Source organism: Mycobacterium sp. IDUB_37 (assembly GCF_055419245.1).
This window is the reverse complement of the sequence record NZ_JBVAXG010000019.1, coordinates 11,521-30,428: the sequence shown is the minus strand read 5'-3', so window position 1 is coordinate 30,428 and position 18,908 is coordinate 11,521. Positions and strand designations below refer to the sequence as shown.

At 76.5% G+C, this 18,908-nt stretch carries 2 protein-coding genes; both read right to left on the bottom strand.

Translation table 11 applies throughout. The annotated features are described in order from the left end of the window. Positions 1-7,668, bottom strand: a 7,668-nt coding sequence (locus ACZY1I_RS32055; RefSeq protein WP_463761674.1) for a PE family protein, incomplete at its 3' end; no start/stop codon positions are given. A gap of 1,308 nt (positions 7,669-8,976) precedes the next feature. Next, positions 8,977-18,633: a PE family protein gene (locus ACZY1I_RS32050; protein ID WP_463761673.1), complete on the bottom strand. Its 9,657-nt coding sequence runs from the start codon at positions 18,631-18,633 to the stop codon at positions 8,977-8,979. Between the last annotated feature and the right edge of the window lie 275 nt (positions 18,634-18,908).

Below are 18,908 nucleotides of genomic sequence, written 5' to 3'. Positions count from 1 at the left end.
CGAGGCCTGACCAGTACCACCGTTACCACCGGTGCCACCGCTACCACCAGCACCACCAGTACCGTTGTCCCCGGTGGTGCCGCCATTGCGGGCGCCGGGTGTCCCGCCGGCGCCGCCGGCGCCGCCGTTGCCGCCGGTGCCGCCGACAGCGGACGGCGTGGTGTTGTCGGCGCCATCGCCGCCGTTGCCGCCTGTTCCGCCTGTTCCGCCGCTGCCGGCGGTGCCGGCCTTTCCGGAGGTGGATCCGGTGCCGCCGAAGCCGGCGCCGCCGCCGGCTCCGCCCGTCCCTCCCTGGCCGCCGGCCAGCCCGGCTGCGCCACTGGTTGCACCGTCGACGCCCTTCACACCGGCGCCGCCGACGCCTCCTGCTCCGCCGTTGCCACCTAGTCCGCCGGCGCCTTGGATGCCTGCGGTGCCGCCGTTAGCGTTACCGGCGGCACCGCCTGTTCCGCCGTTGCCGGCGTTGCCGCCGTTGCCTCCCTGACCGCCGGGGCTGCTTGCCGTGCCTTGGACGCCGGTGCCGCCGGTGCCGCCGGTGCCGCCGGTTCCGCCGGTGCCTCCGTTGCCGGCTGCGCCGATGGCACCGGTTACTGATCCGGTGCCGCCGGCGCCGGAGTCGCCGCCGTTGCCTCCGGTGCCTCCGTTACCGCCGAAGGTTCCATTGTCTCCGTTGCCGGTGCCGTTGAAGCCGGTGCCGCCTTGGGCACCTTGGCCGCCTTGCCCGCCGGTGCCGCCTAGGCCGCCGGCGCCCTGGGTGCCGGTGGTGCCGCCGTTGGCGTTGCCGGCGCCGCCGCCGTCGCCGCCGATACCTCCGTTTCCGCCTTTTCCTCCGGTGCCGCCATTGGCGCCGGAGGCGACGGGGGCGTTGTTGTCGGCGCCTTGGCCGCCGGTGCCGCCTTTGCCGCCGGTGCCGCCATTGCCGGCAGCCCCTGCTGTGCCGGTGGTGGATCCGGTGCCGCCAACGCCGGCGTCGCCGCCTTTGCCGCCGGTGCCGCCTTGGGCGCCGGTGCTGCCGGCGCCGGTGTTGCCGGCGCCGGTGTTGCCGGTGCCGCCCTGGCCGCCTTGGCCGCCGGTACCGCCATTACCCCCGTTACCGCCAGCGCCTTGGACACCGGCGGTGCCGCCGTTCGTGTTACCGGCGTTTCCGCCGGTGCCGCCCTGGCCGCCGTTTCCACCGTCGCCGCCGGTGCCGCCGGTGTCGCCGGTGGTAGCGGTGTCGGTGTTGGTGGTGCCGGCGCTGCCGTTGCCGCCCTTGCCGCCCGCGCCGCCGTTGCCGGCGGTTCCTGCGCTGCCCGTAGTGGATCCGGTGCCGCCGGCGCCGGCGTCGCCGCCTTTTCCGCCGGCTCCGCCTTGCCCGCCGGCTTGTCCGGCGGTGCCGCTGCCGGATTGGGTGCCGCCGTTACCACCAGCGGCACCGGTGCCCCCCTGGCCACCGTTACCACCTTGGCCGCCGGCGCCTTGAGTGCCTGCGGTGCCGCTGAAGGCGTTGCCGGCCGCCCCGCCGGTGCCGCCTTGGCCGCCATTACCGCCGGTGCCGCCGGTTGCTCCCATGGCGCCGGGGGCGGCGGTGGTGGTGTTGGCGGCGCCGTTGCCGCCGGTGCCGCCTTGGCCGCCGTTGCCGCCGTTGCCTGCTGTGCCAGTGGCGCCCGTGACCGAGCCGTTGCCGCCGCCACCGGCGTTGCCGCCGATACCGCCCGCGCCGCCCTGCGCGCCCGCGCCGCCGGCGTTGCCGCTGCCTACTCCGCTGCTGCCCGCGCCGCCTTGGCCACCGTTGCCACCGTTGCCGCCGGTGCCGCCGTTGCCGCCGGCGCCTTGGCTGCCCGTGGTGCCACCGAAAGCGGCCCCCGCGGTACCGCCGTTGCCGCCTTTGCCGCCATTGCCGCCGGTGCCGCCGGCAGCGCCGGTCTTTCCGGCCGCTGCGGTGGTGGCGTTGTCGGCGCCGTCGCCGCCGTCGCCGCCCGTGCCTCCGGTGCCGCCGTTGCCGGAAGTGCCCGAGGCGCCCTTCGCGGATCCGTCACCGCCGATACCGGCGTTGCCGCCTTGGCCGCCGGTGCCGCCGGCGCCCGCGGCTGTTCCTTTTCCGGTAGCGGCGGTGACGCCGTCCCCACCTTGGCCGCCCTGCCCGCCGACACCGCCGCCACCACCGGTGCCGCCGACACCTTGGAGACCGGTGGTACCGCCCAGAGCATTACCGGCAGCCCCGCCGGTACCGCCTTGCCCGCCGCTACCCCCGCTGCCGCCGGTCCCGCCCGTGGCGCTGGTGATCGCGATGTCGGTGTTGGCGGCGCCCGCACCGCCGGTGCCGCCGGCGCCTCCGGTGCCACCGTTGCCAGCTTTGCCAATGGTGCCGGTAGTTGATCCAGCGCCGCCGAGACCGGCGTCCCCGCCGGTCCCGCCGGTCCCGCCGATGCCGCCGGCTTGTCCGGCCGCGGCGCTGCCGAGACCGTCATTGCCAGTTCCGCCCTGGCCACCTTGGCCACCGCTGCCGCCGGTGCCGCCGGTGCCGCCGGCTCCTTGGCTGCCGGTGGTGCCGCCGTTAGCGTTGCCGGCCGCGCCGCCGGTGCCACCCTGTCCGCCCGCCCCGCCGGTGCCGCCGGTCCCGCCGGGATCGCCGGTGAGCACGGTGTCGGTGTTGGCCGAGCCCGCACCGCCAGTGCCGCCTTTACCACCGGCGCCGCCATTGCCGGCGGTTCCTGCGGTGCCGGTGACCGAGCCGGTGCCGCCGGCGCCGGCGTCGCCGCCTTGTCCGCCGGTGCCGCCTTGTCCGCCGGTGAGGCCTTGTCCGGCGCTGCCAGTGCCAGCCGCACCTTGGCCGCCCTGCCCGCCGCCGCCGCCGACACCGCCGGTGCCGCCGGCTCCGCCGACGCCAAGGATGCCGGCGGTGCCGCCGAGGGCGTTACCGGCCGCGCCGCCGTCGCCGCCTTGTCCGCCGTTGCCGCCGGTGCCGCCGGTGCCGCCGGTATCGCCGGTGAGGGCGGTGTCGGTGTTGGCCGAGCCTGCACCGCCGGTGCCGCCTTTGCCGCCGGTGCCGCCGTTGCCGGCTGTTCCGGTGCTGCCGGTGGTGGAGCCGGTGCCGCCGTTGCCGGCGTTCCCGCCGGTGCCGCCGGATCCGCCTTGACCGCCGGCTTGGCCTTGGGCGGCGCTGCCGATACCGGCGGTACCGGTGCCGCCGGTGCCGCCTTGCCCCCCTTGGCCGCCGGTGCCGCCGGTGCCGCCGCCGCCTTGGGTGCCGGCGGTGCCGCCGTTGGCGTTACCGGCGGCCCCGCCGACCCCGCCGGTGCCGCCGGCCCCGCCGAGGCCGCCGCCACCGCCGGTGGCACCCGCGGTGGCGGTGCTGGTGTTGGCGGCGCCTTTGCCGCCGGTGCCGCCGATCCCGCCCATCCCGCCGTCGCCGGCGGTGCCGGCCGCGCCGGTGACTGAACCCAGACCGCCCTGGCCGGCGTCGCCGCCGGTTCCACCAGCGCCGCCTTGGGCGCCGGTTTGGCCTGCCCCGGCATTGCCGGTGCCGTTGGCGCCGACCCCGCCCTGGCCGCCGGTGCCGCCGGTGCCGCCGTTACCGCCGTTACCGCCGACACCTTGGGTGCCGGCAGTGCCGCCGAAGGCATTACCGGCCAGCCCGCCGGTGCCGCCGGTGCCGCCGGCGCCGCCGGTGCCGCCACTGGCGCCGGTCTTGCCGGCGGCAGCGGTGATGAGGTTGTCGGCGCCGTCGCCGCCGTTACCGCCGGAACCGCCCGCGCCGCCGTTGCCGGCAGCGCCTTCCTCGCCAATGACCGATCCGGCACCGCCGAGCCCGGCGTCGCCGCCGTTGCCGCCGGAGCCGCCCTGGCCGCCGTTGGCGCCCGGGACCAAGACGCTGCCGGAGGCGACGCCGTCGCCACCGGTGGCGCCGTCGCCGCCGTTGCCGCCGGTCCCACCTTGGCCGCCGACGCCCACGGTGCCGGCGGTGCCGCCGTTGATGTTGCCGGCGGCCCCGCCGGCGCCGCCCTGGCCGCCGTTGCCGCCGGCGCCGCCGGTTCCACCTTGCTGCCCGTCTGAGGCGATGGTGGTGTTGTCGGCGCCGTCGCCGCCGTTACCGCCGGTGCCGCCTGCGCCGCCGTCGCCGGCGGTGCCCGCGGACCCGGCCATGGCACCGACCCCGCCCGCGCCGGCGGCCCCGCCGGTCCCGCCGATCCCACCTTTGCCGCCGGCTTGGCCCGCCACCCCGCTGCCGGACCCGTTGACACCGGTCCCGCCGGTACCACCGGTCCCGCCCTGCCCGCCGATGCCGCCCGTCCCGCCGCCGCCCTGGACACCGACGGTGCCGCCGTTAGCGGCCCCCGCGGCGCCGCCGGTGCCGCCCTGGCCGCCGGCCCCGCCGGTACCGCCGGTCCCGCCGACGGCGCCGGCCGCTGCGCCGCTGCTGTTGGCCGCACCGTTGCCTCCCAGCCCGCCGGTGCCGCCGACCCCGCCGTTGCCGGCGGTGCCCGCCGCCCCGGTCGTGGTGCCGGTACCGCCGGTCCCGGCGGCGCCGCCGGCGCCACCCGTCCCGCCCTGTCCGCCGGCTTGGCCGGTTCCGGCGCTGCCGGTCCCGTCGTCACCGGTCCCGCCCTGTCCGCCGGCCCCGCCGACACCACCGGTGCCGCCGGCGCCGCCGCCGCCCTGCATGCCGGCGGTACCGCCATTGGTAGCACCGGCAGCACCCCCGGTGCCGCCTTGACCGCCGGCCCCACCGACACCGCCAGTCCCACCCACATCGCCGGCGCCCGCGGTGTCGGTGTTGGCCGCACCGTTGCCGCCCAACCCACCCTGCCCGCCGGTACCGCCGTCACCGGCCGTTCCCGCCGTCCCGCTCGTGGTACCGGCACCGCCGGCGCCGGCGTCACCGCCGGCACCGCCGGCCCCGCCCTGTCCACCGGCTTGGCCGACGCCGGCGCTGCCTGTCCCGTCGATGCCTTTCCCGCCGACCCCGCCGGCCCCGCCGCCGCCGCCGTTGCCGCCGGCCCCGCCGCCGCCCTGGGTTCCGGCGGTCCCGCCGTTGGTGGCACCGGCCGCCCCGCCGGTGCCACCCTGGCCGCCGGCCCCGCCAGTGCCGCCGGTAGCACCCAGTGCGCCGGCCCCCACTGTTGCGGTGGTGGCCGCGCCTTTACCGCCGTTACCGCCGATGCCGCCGGTCCCGCCGTCACCAGCGATCCCGGCCGCCCCGTCCGTCGAGCCGATACCGGCGGCCCCGGCCGCGCCACCCCGTCCGCCGGTCCCGCCGACGCCGCCGGCCTGCCCGGCCACACCGCTCCCGGTGCCGTTGACACCGTGGCCGCCGGTGCCGCCGTCGCCGCCGTCCCCGCCGTGTCCGCCGTCCCCGCCGTCGCCCTGAATACCCGCGGTGCCGCCGTTGGCGGCTCCAGCCGCCCCGCCGGTCCCGCCGGTGCCGCCGGACCCGCCGTCCCCGCCGGTGCCGCCCTGGGCGCCGGCCGCCGCGATCGTCGTATTGGCCGCGCCGTCCCCGCCGCTACCGCCCTTGCCGCCGGCACCGCCGTCGCCGGCTGCCCCCGCTTTCCCGGCAGTCAACCCGGCTCCGCCGAAGCCGGCGTCTCCGCCGGCCCCACCGGTGCCGCCTTTACCACCGGATTGACCGGCCACTCCGGTACTCGAGGCGTCAAGACCGGTCCCGCCCTGCGCGCCGGCCCCACCGAGGCCGCCGTCACCGCCGTCACCACCAACCCCGAACTTGCCGGCGGTACCGCCCAGGGCGGCACCCGCTGCGCCACCGGCGCCGCCCTGGCCGCCGGCACCGCCTTTGCCGCCGGTGCCGCCGATCACCCCAGGGGCCGCGGTGGTGGTGTTCGCCGCCCCGTTACCGCCGATGCCGCCGGCACCGCCGGTCCCGCCGTCACCGGCCGTACCGGCTTTGCCCGCGGTGGAGCCGGCACCGCCCGCGCCGGCATTACCGCCCTTGCCGCCGGCACCACCGGTACCGCCGGTCTCTCCGGCCGCGCCGCCACTGGCGCCGTTGCCGCCGGTGACACCGTCCCCGCCGGCCGCGCCGGTGCCCCCGTTACCGCCCTGCCCGCCGACACCGGCCACACCGGCCACACCACCCGTGCCGGTACCGGCCGCCCCGCCGGCCCCGCCCGCACCGCCGGCCCCGCCGTGGCCGCCGGTCCCGCCGATCGCCCCGGCCTTGGCCACCGCGGTGTTATCGGAGCCGTTGCCGCCGGTACCGCCGGCCCCACCGGCCCCGCCGGCCCCGGCCTGGCCCGTCGCCCCTCCCGTCGAGCCGGCCCCGCCGGTCCCGCCGTCCCCGCCCGCGCCACCGGTACCGCCCTGCCCGCCGGCTTGGCCGGCCACGCCGCTGCCGACCGCGTTAGCACCCGACCCGCCGGCCCCGCCGACGCCGCCGGCCCCACCGGCCCCACCGGCCCCGCCCACACCCTGGGTGTTGCCTGACCCGCCGCCGGCCCCGCCGTTACCTCCGGTGCCGCCGGCGGTCCCGGTGCCACCCACCATGCCCGACCCCGCGGCGGCGTCCGTGCCGACCGAGCCGGCCCCGCCCGTACCGCCTTGGCCGCCCGCACCGCCGGTGCCCGACCCGCCGGGTGCGCCCGCACCGAAACTCAGGAATTGCCGGGTCCCGCCCACCCCACCCTGCCCCGGCGCACCACCATTGCCGCCATCACCGCCGGTACCAGGGGTGCCCAGCACGATCGCATCCCCGCCGTCACCGCCCACACCGCCGGCGCCGCCGACACCGCCCGTCCCGCCGGGCCCGCCCGGCAGGAACAACAACGCACTCTGCCCCCCGGCCCCGCCGTTGCCGCCAGCCCCGCCGGCACTGCCGGTCCCGCCCAACACGCCCCCGGACACACCCGCCGCCCCGGCCCCACCGAAACCGCCGTGGCCGCCCGCCCCGCCCGGTGAGAACAACCCACCCGCACCGCCGGCCCCGCCATTACCGCCAGCGCCTCCAGACGTGGCGCCCACCCCCGCGGTCCCGGTACCGCCGCCACCGCCGATACCGCCGGCACCGAACAACCACCCGGCACGCCCACCCGCGCCCCCGGTACCGCCGGGCCCGAGGCCGCCCACCCCACCCAGACCGCCCGTCCCGCCCGTCCCCAACAACCACCCACCCGCCCCGCCCGCACCCCCGGTCCCACCACCCACACCACCAGCACCCCCAGCACCGCCATTGCCGATCAACCCCGCCGCACCACCAGCCCCACCAACCTGCCCCGGCGCCCCCGCCGCACCCGCACCACCACTACCGAACAACAACCCCCCATCGCCACCAGCACCACCCGGCGCGCTCGCATGCGTCCCATCCCCGAACAACCCACGCCCGAAAAGCGAGACGAACGGCGCATTGATAACAGCCAACACATCCTGCTCCACCGTCTGCGCCGCAGACACATTCACCGCCTCAGCAAACCCATACCCAGCACCCCCAGACACCAACGACCGCACAAACCCGTCATGAAACACCGCCGCCTGCCCACTGACCACTTCAAAGGCCCGCCCATGCGCACCGAAGAGCTCCGCAATACCCGCCGACACCTCATCAGCGGCAGCAGACACCACCCGCGTGATCGCCGGGCCGGCATGACTATTAACCACGCCGATTCCCGACTGAATTACAGCCAACTCCCCAGCCGCACCAGACAAAAACTCAGGCGAAACAAATGCAAAACTCATAAGGAAGGCCCCGATCCCGCTGAATAACGTGGGCGCCCCCCGTGGACGCTGGCGAAAATTTTATTCCTGGTCGCGACCACATTCCAGGTCAAATAGCGAAACTATGGCCACGGGCGACACCGCCACCCCACAGCGCAATGCCGGCATCCGCGACGCTCAACCCCCCCACTCCGGAGTCCCCGAAACCGACGCGCCCAGCAAACAACGGCTGCAGTAACAGCGCACGACCAGCCCAGTGCACATCCCAACCGATGCAAAAACCAACATGCAATAACCGGCCATCGCAACCAAACATCCCGCCGCCTAAACGATCTCGCCTCACCAACACCCCAGCGGCCAGCACTGACTAGACGCGACCTCACAACAATGCACTCATCGCCATGACACAGCTCACCCGCAACAGACTCTGCCCACCACCAAACCCGCTACACCAAAACCTCAGCAGATCCTGCAACAACCTCAAAACTCGAACCCAATAAGCCACCCGCACACAGCAATAACTCCGCAAGCGCTCGAAAACACGTCTACCCCCCGAAAGCGAAACTATTTCCGATCGTCGGCCCAGTCGGATAGCAAGGTCAGGTCCCGTGCGGAATCCGGGCCACAACCGACTGGTCCACCCGCCCGGTTCACATACGAGTCGAACACCGCAACGAGACGCTGGTATTCGCACCGACGCGCCATGCTTAACCGACCCATTACGCGCCCTGTTCCAACGAAGCGAACTCCGCACCCAAACAGCGGAATCCTAAGCCCGAAGCACGCGCGGTCAGCCTTGTTCGTTCGCTTACAGAGCAACTGTGGTTCCCCGTAAATCGTGGAGGGCCCTATGCCGCTTGGAGCTTGGTCTTGGATTGCTTGATTTCGTAGTTGACGGGCGAGAGCACGTCCGCGGCTCTATGCCGGCGTTGGTTTGTAGCGGGCGGAGCACCAGTCGATGAGCACGGCCAGCGCGTGGATTTCATCACGGAAGCTTTTGAGAGACAGCACTTCCCAATCCAGCGGGGAGAAGAACGCCTACGCGGCGGCGTTGTCGAAACACGATCTGACCCGGCCGATTGACCGCCAAATCTGCGACTTCCGGCATAGTGTGGCGACCACGTTAGCGGTATCCATACTTCCGCGGTCGGTATGGAATATGACCCGCTGCAGTGTGGGTGCTGCGGTCGGAAATCGATGACCCGCTTGGAATTTCTTGATCTCGCCAGACCTCTCAGTGGGCAACGTAGGCGGCCACCGCCATGTCGATGGCCGTCACGATCAGCTGGCGCTGCAGGCACCGCCTCATCCGCCTCGCCGGGATAGAGGTTAAGTGCTCGTCCCGCCGGTGCCGGCCGAACCGCCCGAACCGCCGCTTCCGCCGGTGGGGCCCGTAGGATCGTCGCCTGGTTGGCCCGCTTGTCCCCCGAAGGGCGCGGTAACTGCCTTCTGGCCCTGACCGGCAATGCCGCCGTCACCGCCGGTGCCGCCGTATCCGCCAAAACCACCCACGCCGCCGTTGTTTCCGCCGGTGCCGCCGTTTCCGCCATCGGTGGAGGCACCGCCATTGCCTCCGCTGCCGGCCTTTGCGCTGCTCCCGCTGTTGCCGCCGGCCCCGCCGGCCCCGCCGTTTCCGCCGCCCCCGCCGTTTCCGCCGTTGCCTGTTACAGAGCCACTGGAGCCACCGATACCGGCGTCACCGGCGGACCCGCCATGTCCGCCAGACCCGCCTTGGGTTGAGGACCCGATGGCGGCGCCGTTGCCACCAACGCCGCCGGTGGCGCCATCGCCGCCGTTCCCACCTTGACCCGCTACCCCGCCGACGCCGTTCAGGCCTGAGTTGCCACCGGCGCCCCCAACACCGCCGTGGCCTCCGGTGCCACCGTCGAGCGCCCCACTGACTATGCCGCCGGAGTAGGAGCCTGAAGCGACGACAATGGATCCGCCGACTCCGCCGGCTCCGCCGGAGCCCGCTTTGCCCCCATTGCCGGCCATAGACACGGGTGATCCGGTTCCGTTTCCTCCGTTTCCTCCGGCGCCTCCGGCGCCTCCGGCGCCTCCGGCGGTAGCAGCTGCACCAGAACTTGGGTTGAGATACCCGTCCGTCCCGGCGCCGCCCTTGCCGCCGTCGCCACCGAGTCCTGCGTTCCCGCCCCTAGACCCGATAGTCCCGAAGCCGGCAGTTCCGCCGTCTCCGCCGGTGCCCCCCGCTCCGCCGTCGCCAGCGGAAAGGTTAAACCCTAGGGCGAATGTCGTGCCGTTGCCGCCGCGCCCGGCGTTGCCGCCGTCGCCGCCGTTGCCGCTGGTACTGCCGTTGCCGCCGATGCCGCCGGTGCCGCCGTTGCCCCCGGTTCCGCCGCCGCCCCCGCCGGCGCCATCGCCGCCGTTGCCGGCGTTGCCGCCTTTGCCGCCGGTGCCGCCGATGCCGCCGTTAGTGGAACTGGCGGTTCCGCCGTTGCCGCCGGTTCCGCCGTTGCCGCCGGCTCCGCCGGCTGCTGTGGTGGCACCTACTCCGCCGGTTCCGCCGTTTCCGCCGTTGCCGCCGGCGCCGGCGGTGCCGTCCGTGCCGGTGGTGGATCCGGTGCCGCCCACGCCGGCGTTGCCGCCGGTGCCGCCGTTGCCGCCTTGGCCGCCGAATAGTCCGGTTCCTGCCGGGGCGCTGCCGCCCTGGCCTCCATTCCCTCCGGCGCCGCCGTTGCCGCCGTTGCCGCCGGCGCCCTGGGTGCCGCCAGGTCCGGCGAGCCCGCCGGTGCCGCCGGTGCCGCCGATGCCGCCGCTTCCACCTTTGCCGCCGGTTGCGCCTTGCACGGCGGTGTCGGCGCCGGTCACTCCGGCGCCGCCGGTTCCGCCGGTGCCGCCCGCTCCGCCATTACCCGAAGCGCCCTGGCTGGATCCGGTGCCGCCAGCGCCGGATACACCACCGCTGCCGCCGGTACCACCTTGCCCGCCGGCGACACTGTTGCTACTGATGCCGCCCTGGCCTCCGGTGCCGCCGATGCCGCCGTTGCCTCCGCTGCCACCTGCGCCCTGGACGCCGGCGGTGCTACCGAAGACTCCGGCCAAGCCGCCGCTGCCTCCGGTGCCACCTTGGCCGCCGGTGCCGCCGGTGGCGCCGGTGGCGCCGGTGGCGACGGTGTCGGTGTTGGCGGCGCCGTTGCCTCCGGTGCCGCCTTGGCCACCGTTGCCGCCGTTGCCGGCGGCGCCGGCGATGCCGTTGGTTGATCCGGTGCCGCCCAGGCCTCCGCTGCCGCCCTGGCCGCCCTGGCCGCCGGTGGCGCCGGTGGTGCCGGTAGCGCCGCTGGAAGTTACGGCGGTACCGGTGCCGCCCTGGCCACCGGTGCCGCCGGTGCCGCCGGCGCCACCGTTGCCGCCGGCGCCTTGGCTGCCTGCCGTGCCGCCGTTGGCTTTGCCGGCCGCGCCGCCGGCGCCGCCGTTGCCGCCGGTGGCGCCGGTGCCGCCGGCGAAGCCGGTGCTGCCGGCGCCGGCTGGGGTCGTGTTGTCGGCGCCGTTGCCGCCGGTGCCGCCGTTGCCGCCGGCGCCGCCGTTGCCAGCGGTGCCGGCTTTGCCGTTGGTGGATCCGGTGCCGCCGATGCCCGCGGCACCACCGGTGCCGCCGTTGCCGCCCTGGGAGCCGGGTTGGCCGGCTATGCCGCTGGTTGCGCCGTCGGATCCGTTACTGCCGGTGCCGCCGGTGCCGCCGGTTCCGCCGGTGCCGCCGGTGCCGCCGACGCCTTGAGTGCCTGCGGTGCCGCCGTTGGCGTTGCCGGCTGCGCCGCCCGCACCGCCTGCACCGGCGTCGCCGCCGGTGCCGCCGGTTCCGCCGGGCGCGGTGCTTGCGGAGCCGTTGCCGCCGTTGCCGCCGGTTCCGCCGGTGCCGCCGTTGCCGGCTGCGCCGGTGGCGCCAGTGGTGGATCCGGCGCCGCCGGCGCCGGCGTCGCCGCCTTGGCCGCCGGTTCCGCCGGCGCCGCCGGCATCTCCGGCAACGCCGCTGCCTACGTAACTGATGCCGGTGCCGCCGGTGCCGCCTTGGCCGCCCTGGCCGCCGGTGCCGCCTATGCCGCCGGCGCCTTGGCTGCCGGTGGTGCCGCCGTTGGCGTTACCGGCTGCGCCGCCGGTGCCGCCTTGGCCGCCTGCGCCGCCGGTGCCGCCGGTGCCGCCGGGATTGGTGAAGAGGACGGGAGCGTTGTTGTCTGCGCCTTGGCCGCCGGTGCCGCCTTGGCCGCCGACGCCGCCGTTGCCGGCGGTTCCTGCTGTGCCGGTGGTGGATCCGGTGCCGCCGAGTCCGGCGTCGCCGCCCTGGCCGCCGGTGCCGCCTTGGGCACCGGCGGTGCCGGCGCCGGTGTTGCCGGTGCCGACGCTGCCGATGCCACCCTGGGCCCCTTGGCCGCCGTTACCGCCGTTACCGCCGCTACCGCCGGCGCCTTGAGCACCGGCGGTGCCGCCGTTGGCACCGCCGGCGTTACCGCCGGTGCCGCCTTGGCCGCCTGCGCCGCCGGTGCCGCCGGTGTCGCCGGTTATACCGGCGGCGGCGGTGTTGGTGTTGTTGGCGCCGGTGCCGCCGTTTCCGCCTTTGCCGCCGAGGCCGCCGTTGCCGGCAGTTCCTGCTGCGCCGGTGGTGGCCCCGGTGCCGCCGAGGCCGGCGTCGCCGCCCTGTCCGCCGTCGCCGCCTTGTCCGCCCCCTTGTCCGGTGGCGCCGCTGCCCGATCCGGCGGTGCCGTTGCCGCCGGCTGCGCCGGTGCCGCCGGTGCCGCCCTTGCCGCCTTGTCCGCCGGCTCCTTGGGTGCCTGCGGTGCCGCCGTTGGCGTTGCCGGCTGCACCGGCGGTGCCGCCTTGGCCGCCGTTTCCGCCGGCGCCGCCGGTTGCTCCTTTCGCGCCGGCTGCAGCGGTGGTGGTGTTGTCGGCGCCGTTGCCGCCGTTGCCACCGAGGCCGCCGTTTCCGCCGTTACCTGCGGTGCCTGCGGCGCCCTGAACAGACCCGTTGCCGCCGACTCCGGCATTGCCGCCGGTGCCCCCTGCGCCGCCTTGGGCGCCGGCGGTGCCGGCGTTGCCGCTGCCGATTCCGATGGTGCCCGCGCCGCCCTGACCGCCGTTGCCACCGTTGCCGCCGGTACCGCCGGCGCCGCCAGCGCCCTGGACGCCGCTGGTGCCGCCGAATGCGGTCCCGGCCGTACCGCCGTTGCCGCCGGAGCCACCGCTGCCGCCGGTGCCGCCTGCACCGCCGAGCTGTCCGGTCGCGGCGGTGGTGGTGTTATCAGCACCAGTTCCGCCAGTTCCGCCGGTTCCGCCGGTGCCGCCGTTGCCGGAGGTCCCCGAGGCGCCCTTGGTAGATCCGGTTCCGCCGGTGCCGGCATTGCCGCCCTGGCCGCCGGTTCCGCCGGCGCCGGCGGCTGTTCCTTTTCCGGTGCCGTTGGTGGTGCCTTGGCCGCCTTGGCCGCCTTGGCCGCCGGTGCCACCGGTGCCACCGGTGCCGCCGGCGCCTTGAGTCCCGGTGGTGCCGCCGTTGGGGTTGCCGGCGGCGCCCCCGATGCCGCCTTGGCCGCCGCTGCCTGCGGTGCCGCCAGTGCCGCCGGTGGCGCTGGTGGGCGCGATGCTGGTGTTGGCGGCGCCGTTGCCGCCGATGCCACCTGTGCCGCCGGTGCCGCCGGTGCCGGCTTTGCCGATGGCGCCGGTGGTGGATCCGAGGCCGCCGAGGCCGGCGTCGCCGCCTTGACCGCCGGTGCCGCCTTGGCCACCGGTCTGTCCTTGCCCGGCGCTGCCGATGCCGTTGTTTCCGGTGCCGCCTTGTCCGCCTTGGCCGCCGGTGCCGCCGGTGCCGCCGGTGCCGCCGGCGCCTTGGGTGCCGGTGGTTCCGCCGTTGGCGTTGCCGGCTGCGCCGCCGGTGCCGCCTTGTCCGGCGGCTCCACCGAGGCCGCCGGTGCCGCCGGTAGCGCCGGTCGCGGCGGTGTCGGTGTTGGCCGCGCCGGTGCCGCCGGTTCCGCCTTTACCACCCAGGCCGCCGTTGCCTGCAGTTCCTGCGGTGCCGGCGGTGGAGCCGGTGCCGGCGAGCCCGGCAGCCCCGCCTTGGCCGCCGGTGCCGCCTTGGCCACCGGCCTGTCCTTGCCCGGCGCTGCCGGTGCCGGCGGCGCCCTGGCCGCCTTGGCCGCCTTGGCCCCCTGCACCGCCGGTGCCGCCTTGGCCGCCGGCGCCCTGGATGCCAAGGGTGCCGCCGTTGGCGGCCCCTGCTGCGCCGCCGTCGCCGCCGGCTCCCGCTTGTCCGCCTTGGCCGCCGGTGCCGCCGGTAGCGCCGGTGACGGCGGTGTCGGTGTTGGCCGCACCCGTTCCCCCGTTGCCGCCCTTGCCGCCGGTGCCGCCGTTGCCCGCGGTCCCGGTAGCGCCGGTGGCCGAGCCGAGCCCGCCATTGCCGGCTGCCCCGCCACCACCGCCGGTGCCGCCTTGGCCGCCGGCTTGGCCTTGTCCCGCGCTGCCGACACCCGCGGCGCCGGTGCCGCCGGTGCCGCCCTGGCCGCCGGTGCCGCCGGTGCCGCCCGCTCCGCCGACGCCTTGGGTGCCCGCGGTGCCGCCGTTGGCGTTACCGGCCGCCCCACCGATGCCGCCGGTGCCGCCGCCCCCGCCGAGGCCGCCGACACCGCCGGCGGCACCCGCGGTGGCGATGCTGGTGTTAGCGGCGCCTTTGCCGCCGGTGCCGCCGGTTCCGCCGAGACCCCCGTCGCCGGCGGTGCCCGCGGCCCCGGTGACCGAACCCAGACCACCCAGGCCGGCGTCGCCGCCGGTTCCGCCCGCCCCGCCTCGGGCGCCGGTTTGTCCTGCCCCGGCACTGCCGACGCCGTTGGCGCCAACCCCGCCTTGTCCGCCGGTGCCGCCGGTGCCGCCGTTACCGCCGTTACCGCCGGCGCCCTGGCTGGCGGCGGTGCCGCCGAATGCGTTGCCGGCCAGCCCGCCGGTGCCGCCGGTGCCGCCGGTGCCGCCTTTACCGCCACTGGCACCGGTCTTGCCGGCCGCGGCGGTGGTGAGGTTGTCGGCGCCATCGCCGCCGTTACCGCCGGCACCGCCCGCCCCGCCGTTACCTGCAGCGCCTTCCTCACCGATGACCGATCCGGTACCGCCCAGACCGGCGTTACCGCCGTTGCCGCCGGAACCACCCTGGCCGCCGTTGGCACCCGGTATCAACACGCTGCCGCTGCCGGTGCCGTCGCCGCCGGTTCCGCCGTTGCCGCCGGTTCCGCCGGTGCCGCCCTGGCCGCCGACACCTACGGTGCCGGCGGTGCCGCCGTTGATGGCCCCGGCGGCCCCGCCCGCGCCGCCTTGGCCGGCGTTGCCACCGGCGCCGCCGGTTCCGCCTTGCTGCCCGCTGGCGGCGATGGTGGTGTTGTCCGCGCCGTCACCGCCGTTACCGCCGAGACCGCCGGCGCCGCCGTCACCGGCGGTACCCGCCTTACCCCCGATGGAGCCGATACCGCCCAGGCCGGCGCCGCCGCCGGTCCCGCCGGTCCCGCCTTTACCGCCGGCCTGGCCGGCCACACCGCTGCCGGACCCGTTGACACCCGTGCCGCCGGTGCCACCGGACCCGCCTTGGCCGCCGAGACCGCCCGCCCCGCCACCGCCCTGGACACCGGCGATGCCGCCGTTAGTGTTGCCGGCCGCCCCGCCGGTGCCGCCCTGGCCGCCGGCCCCGCCGGTGCCGCCGGTGCCGCCGATGGCCCCGGCCGCCGCGCCGCTGGTGTTGGCCGCGCCTTTACCTCCGGTACCGCCGAGGCCGCCGGCACCGCCGTTACCGGCGGTGCCCGCTGCGCCGGCGGTGCTACCGGCGCCACCGAGGCCTGCGGCTCCGCCCTGTCCGCCGGTCCCGCCCTGGCTGCCGGCCTGTCCAGCGCCGGCGCTGCCGGATCCGTCGTTGCCCAGGCCGCCCTGGCCGCCGGTGCCGCCGACACCGCCGGTACCGCCGGCCCCGCCGCCGCCCTGGATGCCGGCAGTACCGCCGTTGGTGGCCCCGGCCAAACCGCCGGCCCCACCTTGGCCGCCGGCCCCGCCGGTGCCGCCAGTACCGCCGATGGCCCCGACCGCCGCGGTGTCGGTGTTGGCCGCGCCTTTACCTCCGGTACCGCCCGCACCGCCGGTGCCGCCGTCACCAGCGGTGCCCGCCGCCCCGTTGGTGAAGCCGATGCCACCCATGCCCGCGTCACCGCCGACCCCGCCGGCCCCGCCGGCGCCGGCGTCTTGGCCGCTCCCGCCGCTGCCCGTCCCGTTGACACCGGTTCCGCCGTTGCCGCCGGTTCCGCCGCCACCACCGGTCCCGCCGGTCCCGCCGGCGCCCTGGTTTCCGGCGGTCCCGCCGTTGGCCGCCCCCGCGGCCCCGCCGGTGCCGCCCTGGCCGCCGGCCCCGCCGGCCCCACCGATGCCGCCGGTGCCGCCCGTCGCCGCGATCGCGGTGTTGGCCGCGCCTTTACCGCCGTTGCCGCCGAGGCCGCCGACCCCGCCGTCACCAGAGGTCCCGGCCGCCCCGGCCGTCGAACCCGCACCGGCGGCTCCAGCTGCGCCACCGGCCCCGCCGGTGCCGCCCTGGCCGCCGGCCTGGCCGGCCACACCGCTGCCGGTGGCATTGACACCGTTGCCGCCAGTGCCGCCGCCGCCGCCGGCACCGCCTGTCCCGCCGTCCCCGCCGACGCCCTGGATGCCGGCCGTGCCGCCGTTGGTGGCCCCGGCCGCCCCGCCGGTCCCGCCGGTGCCGCCGGACCCGCCGGCCCCGCCGGTGCCGCCCTGCGCGCCGGCCGCCGCTTTGCTGGTGTTGGCCGCGCCGTCCCCGCCGTCCCCGCCGCTACCGCCAGCGCCACCATCGCCGGCCGTCCCCGCTTTCCCGGCCGTCAAACCCGCCCCGCCGAAGCCGGCGTCCCCGCCGGCGCCACCGGTGCCGCCTTTACCGCCGCCCTGCCCAGCCACACCCGTACTCGACGCGTCAAGACCAGTCCCGCCCTGCGCACCGGCCCCACCCGCGCCGCCGTCACCGCCGCCGCCCCCCACACCGAACTTGCCGAACGTGCCGCCCAGCGCCGCACCCGCGGCACCACCGGCCCCACCCTGACCGCCGGCCCCACCCTTACCGCCGGTGCCGCCGATCACACCCGGCGCCGCGGTACCGGTGTTGTCGGCGCCGTCACCGCCGTCACCGCCCTCGCCGCCGGTACCGCCGTTACCGGCCGTCCCCGCCTTACCCGCGACCGACCCGCTGCCGCCCGCCCCGGCGTTACCGCCCTTGCCGCCCGCACCACCGGCACTGCCGGCCTGCCCGGCCGCACCGCTGCTAGCGCCGTTGCCGCCGGTGACACCGTCGCCGCCGGCCGCCCCGTTCCCGCCGTTACCGCCCTGCCCGCCGACACCCGCGACACCAGCCACACCGCCGATACCGGCCCCGGCCGCCCCGCCGGCCCCGCCCGCACCACCGGCCCCGCCGTGACCGCCGGTGCCGCCGATCGCCCCGGCCGCGGCCACCGCGGTGTTATCCGAGCCGTTGCCGCCAGTGCCGCCAGCCCCACCGCCGCCGCCGGCGCCGGCCTGACCCGTCGCTCCGCCGGTCGAGCCGGCCCCGCCGACACCGCCGTTACCGCCCGCCCCGCCGGTGCCGCCCTGCCCGCCGGTCTGGCCGGCCACTCCGCTGCCGACCGCGTTGGCGCCCGACCCGCCGGCCCCGCCTGAACCGCCGGCCCCACCCGCCCCACCGGCGCCGCCCACACCCTGGCTGTTCCCGGCCCCGCCGCCGATCCCGCCGTTACCGCCCACGCCGCCGGCCGTACCGGTGCCGCCCACCGCACCCGATCCCGCCGCGGCGTCAGTACCGGCCACACCGGCCCCGCCAGCACCGCCGTGCCCGCCCGCACCCCCGGTGCCCAGCCCGCCCGGCGCACCTGCACCGAAACTGAACAACTGCCGAGGCCCGCCGGTCCCGCCCTGTCCCGGAAGCCCGCCGTCGCCGCCATCACCACCGGTACCCGGGGTCCCCAAGACGATCGCATCCCCGCCGTCACCACCCACCCCGCCGGCGCCGCCGTGGCCGCCGAGCCCGCCAGGCCCGCCCGGCAGGAACAACAACGCGCTCTGTCCGCCGGGCCCGCCGGTACCGCCCGGCCCGCCAGTACCCCCGGACCCGCCCAACAGGCCCCCGGACACACCCGCTGCCCCCACTCCACCGAAACCACCATGACCGCCCGCCCCGCCCGGTGAGAACAACCCGCCCGCCCCGCCCGCCCCGCCATCGCCGCCAGCACCCGCCGGCGTGCTACCCGTCCCGGGAGTCCCCGAGCCGCCGGCGCCGCCGACACCACCGGCACCGAACACAAAACCAGCCCTGCCCCCACTACCCCCGGCGCCGCCCGGCCCTACACCACTCAGCCCACCAATACCGCCGGTCCCGCCCGTCCCGAACAACCACCCGCCCGCCCCACCGGCGCCCCCGGCCCCACCACCCACACCACCGGCACCCCCAGCACCCCCATTCCCGATCAAACCCGCCGCGCCACCAGCCCCGCCGACCTGCCCCGGTGCCCCCGCCGCACCCGCACCACCACTACCGAACAACAACCCACCATCGCCACCAGCACCGCCCGGCGCGCTCGCATGCGTCCCATCCCCGAGCAACCCACGCCCGAACAGGGAGACGAACGGCGCATTGATAATCGCCAACACATCCTGCTCCAGCGTCTGCGCCGCAGACACATTCACCGCCTCAGCAAACCCATACCCAGCACCCCCAGACGCCAACGACCGCACAAACCCGTCATGAAAAACCGCCGCCTGCGCACTCAACGCCTCATACTCACGGGCAAACGTCCCGAACATCCCCGCCACCCGCACCGAAACTTCGTCCGCTGCTGCCGCCGTGATATCGGATATGGCCGGCCCCGCCAGATTGTTAGAGACGCCGATTCCGGACTGAATTGCTGCCAACTCCCCAGCCGCACCAGACAAGAACTCAGGCGAAACGACAATAAAACTCATAAGGACGGCCCCGATCCCACAATGGAATGACGTGGCGCCCCCCGCGGACGCTGGCGAGAATTTTATGCCTGGTCACGGCCAGACTCTAGGTCGATTTACGAAATTATGGCCAGGCCAAGGCCGATTTCGGCATGCGGCGGCGCCACGTCGGCACTCGCCGTGCTCTGGCTTCACGAAGATGCCTCAACGAGCTTTGTCAGCGTCCGCATCTGTAAGGGTGATCAGCGACTTCATTAGGCATACGTCCATTAGTGGAATGCGGGCCGGGGAGTTCT

What these genes read in the sequence shown, in the direction of transcription:
- ACZY1I_RS32050 (WP_463761673.1), bottom strand. Translation starts at nt 18,633, where the DNA reads ATGAGTTTTATTGTCGTTTCGCCTGAGTTCTTGTCTGGTGCGGCTGGG.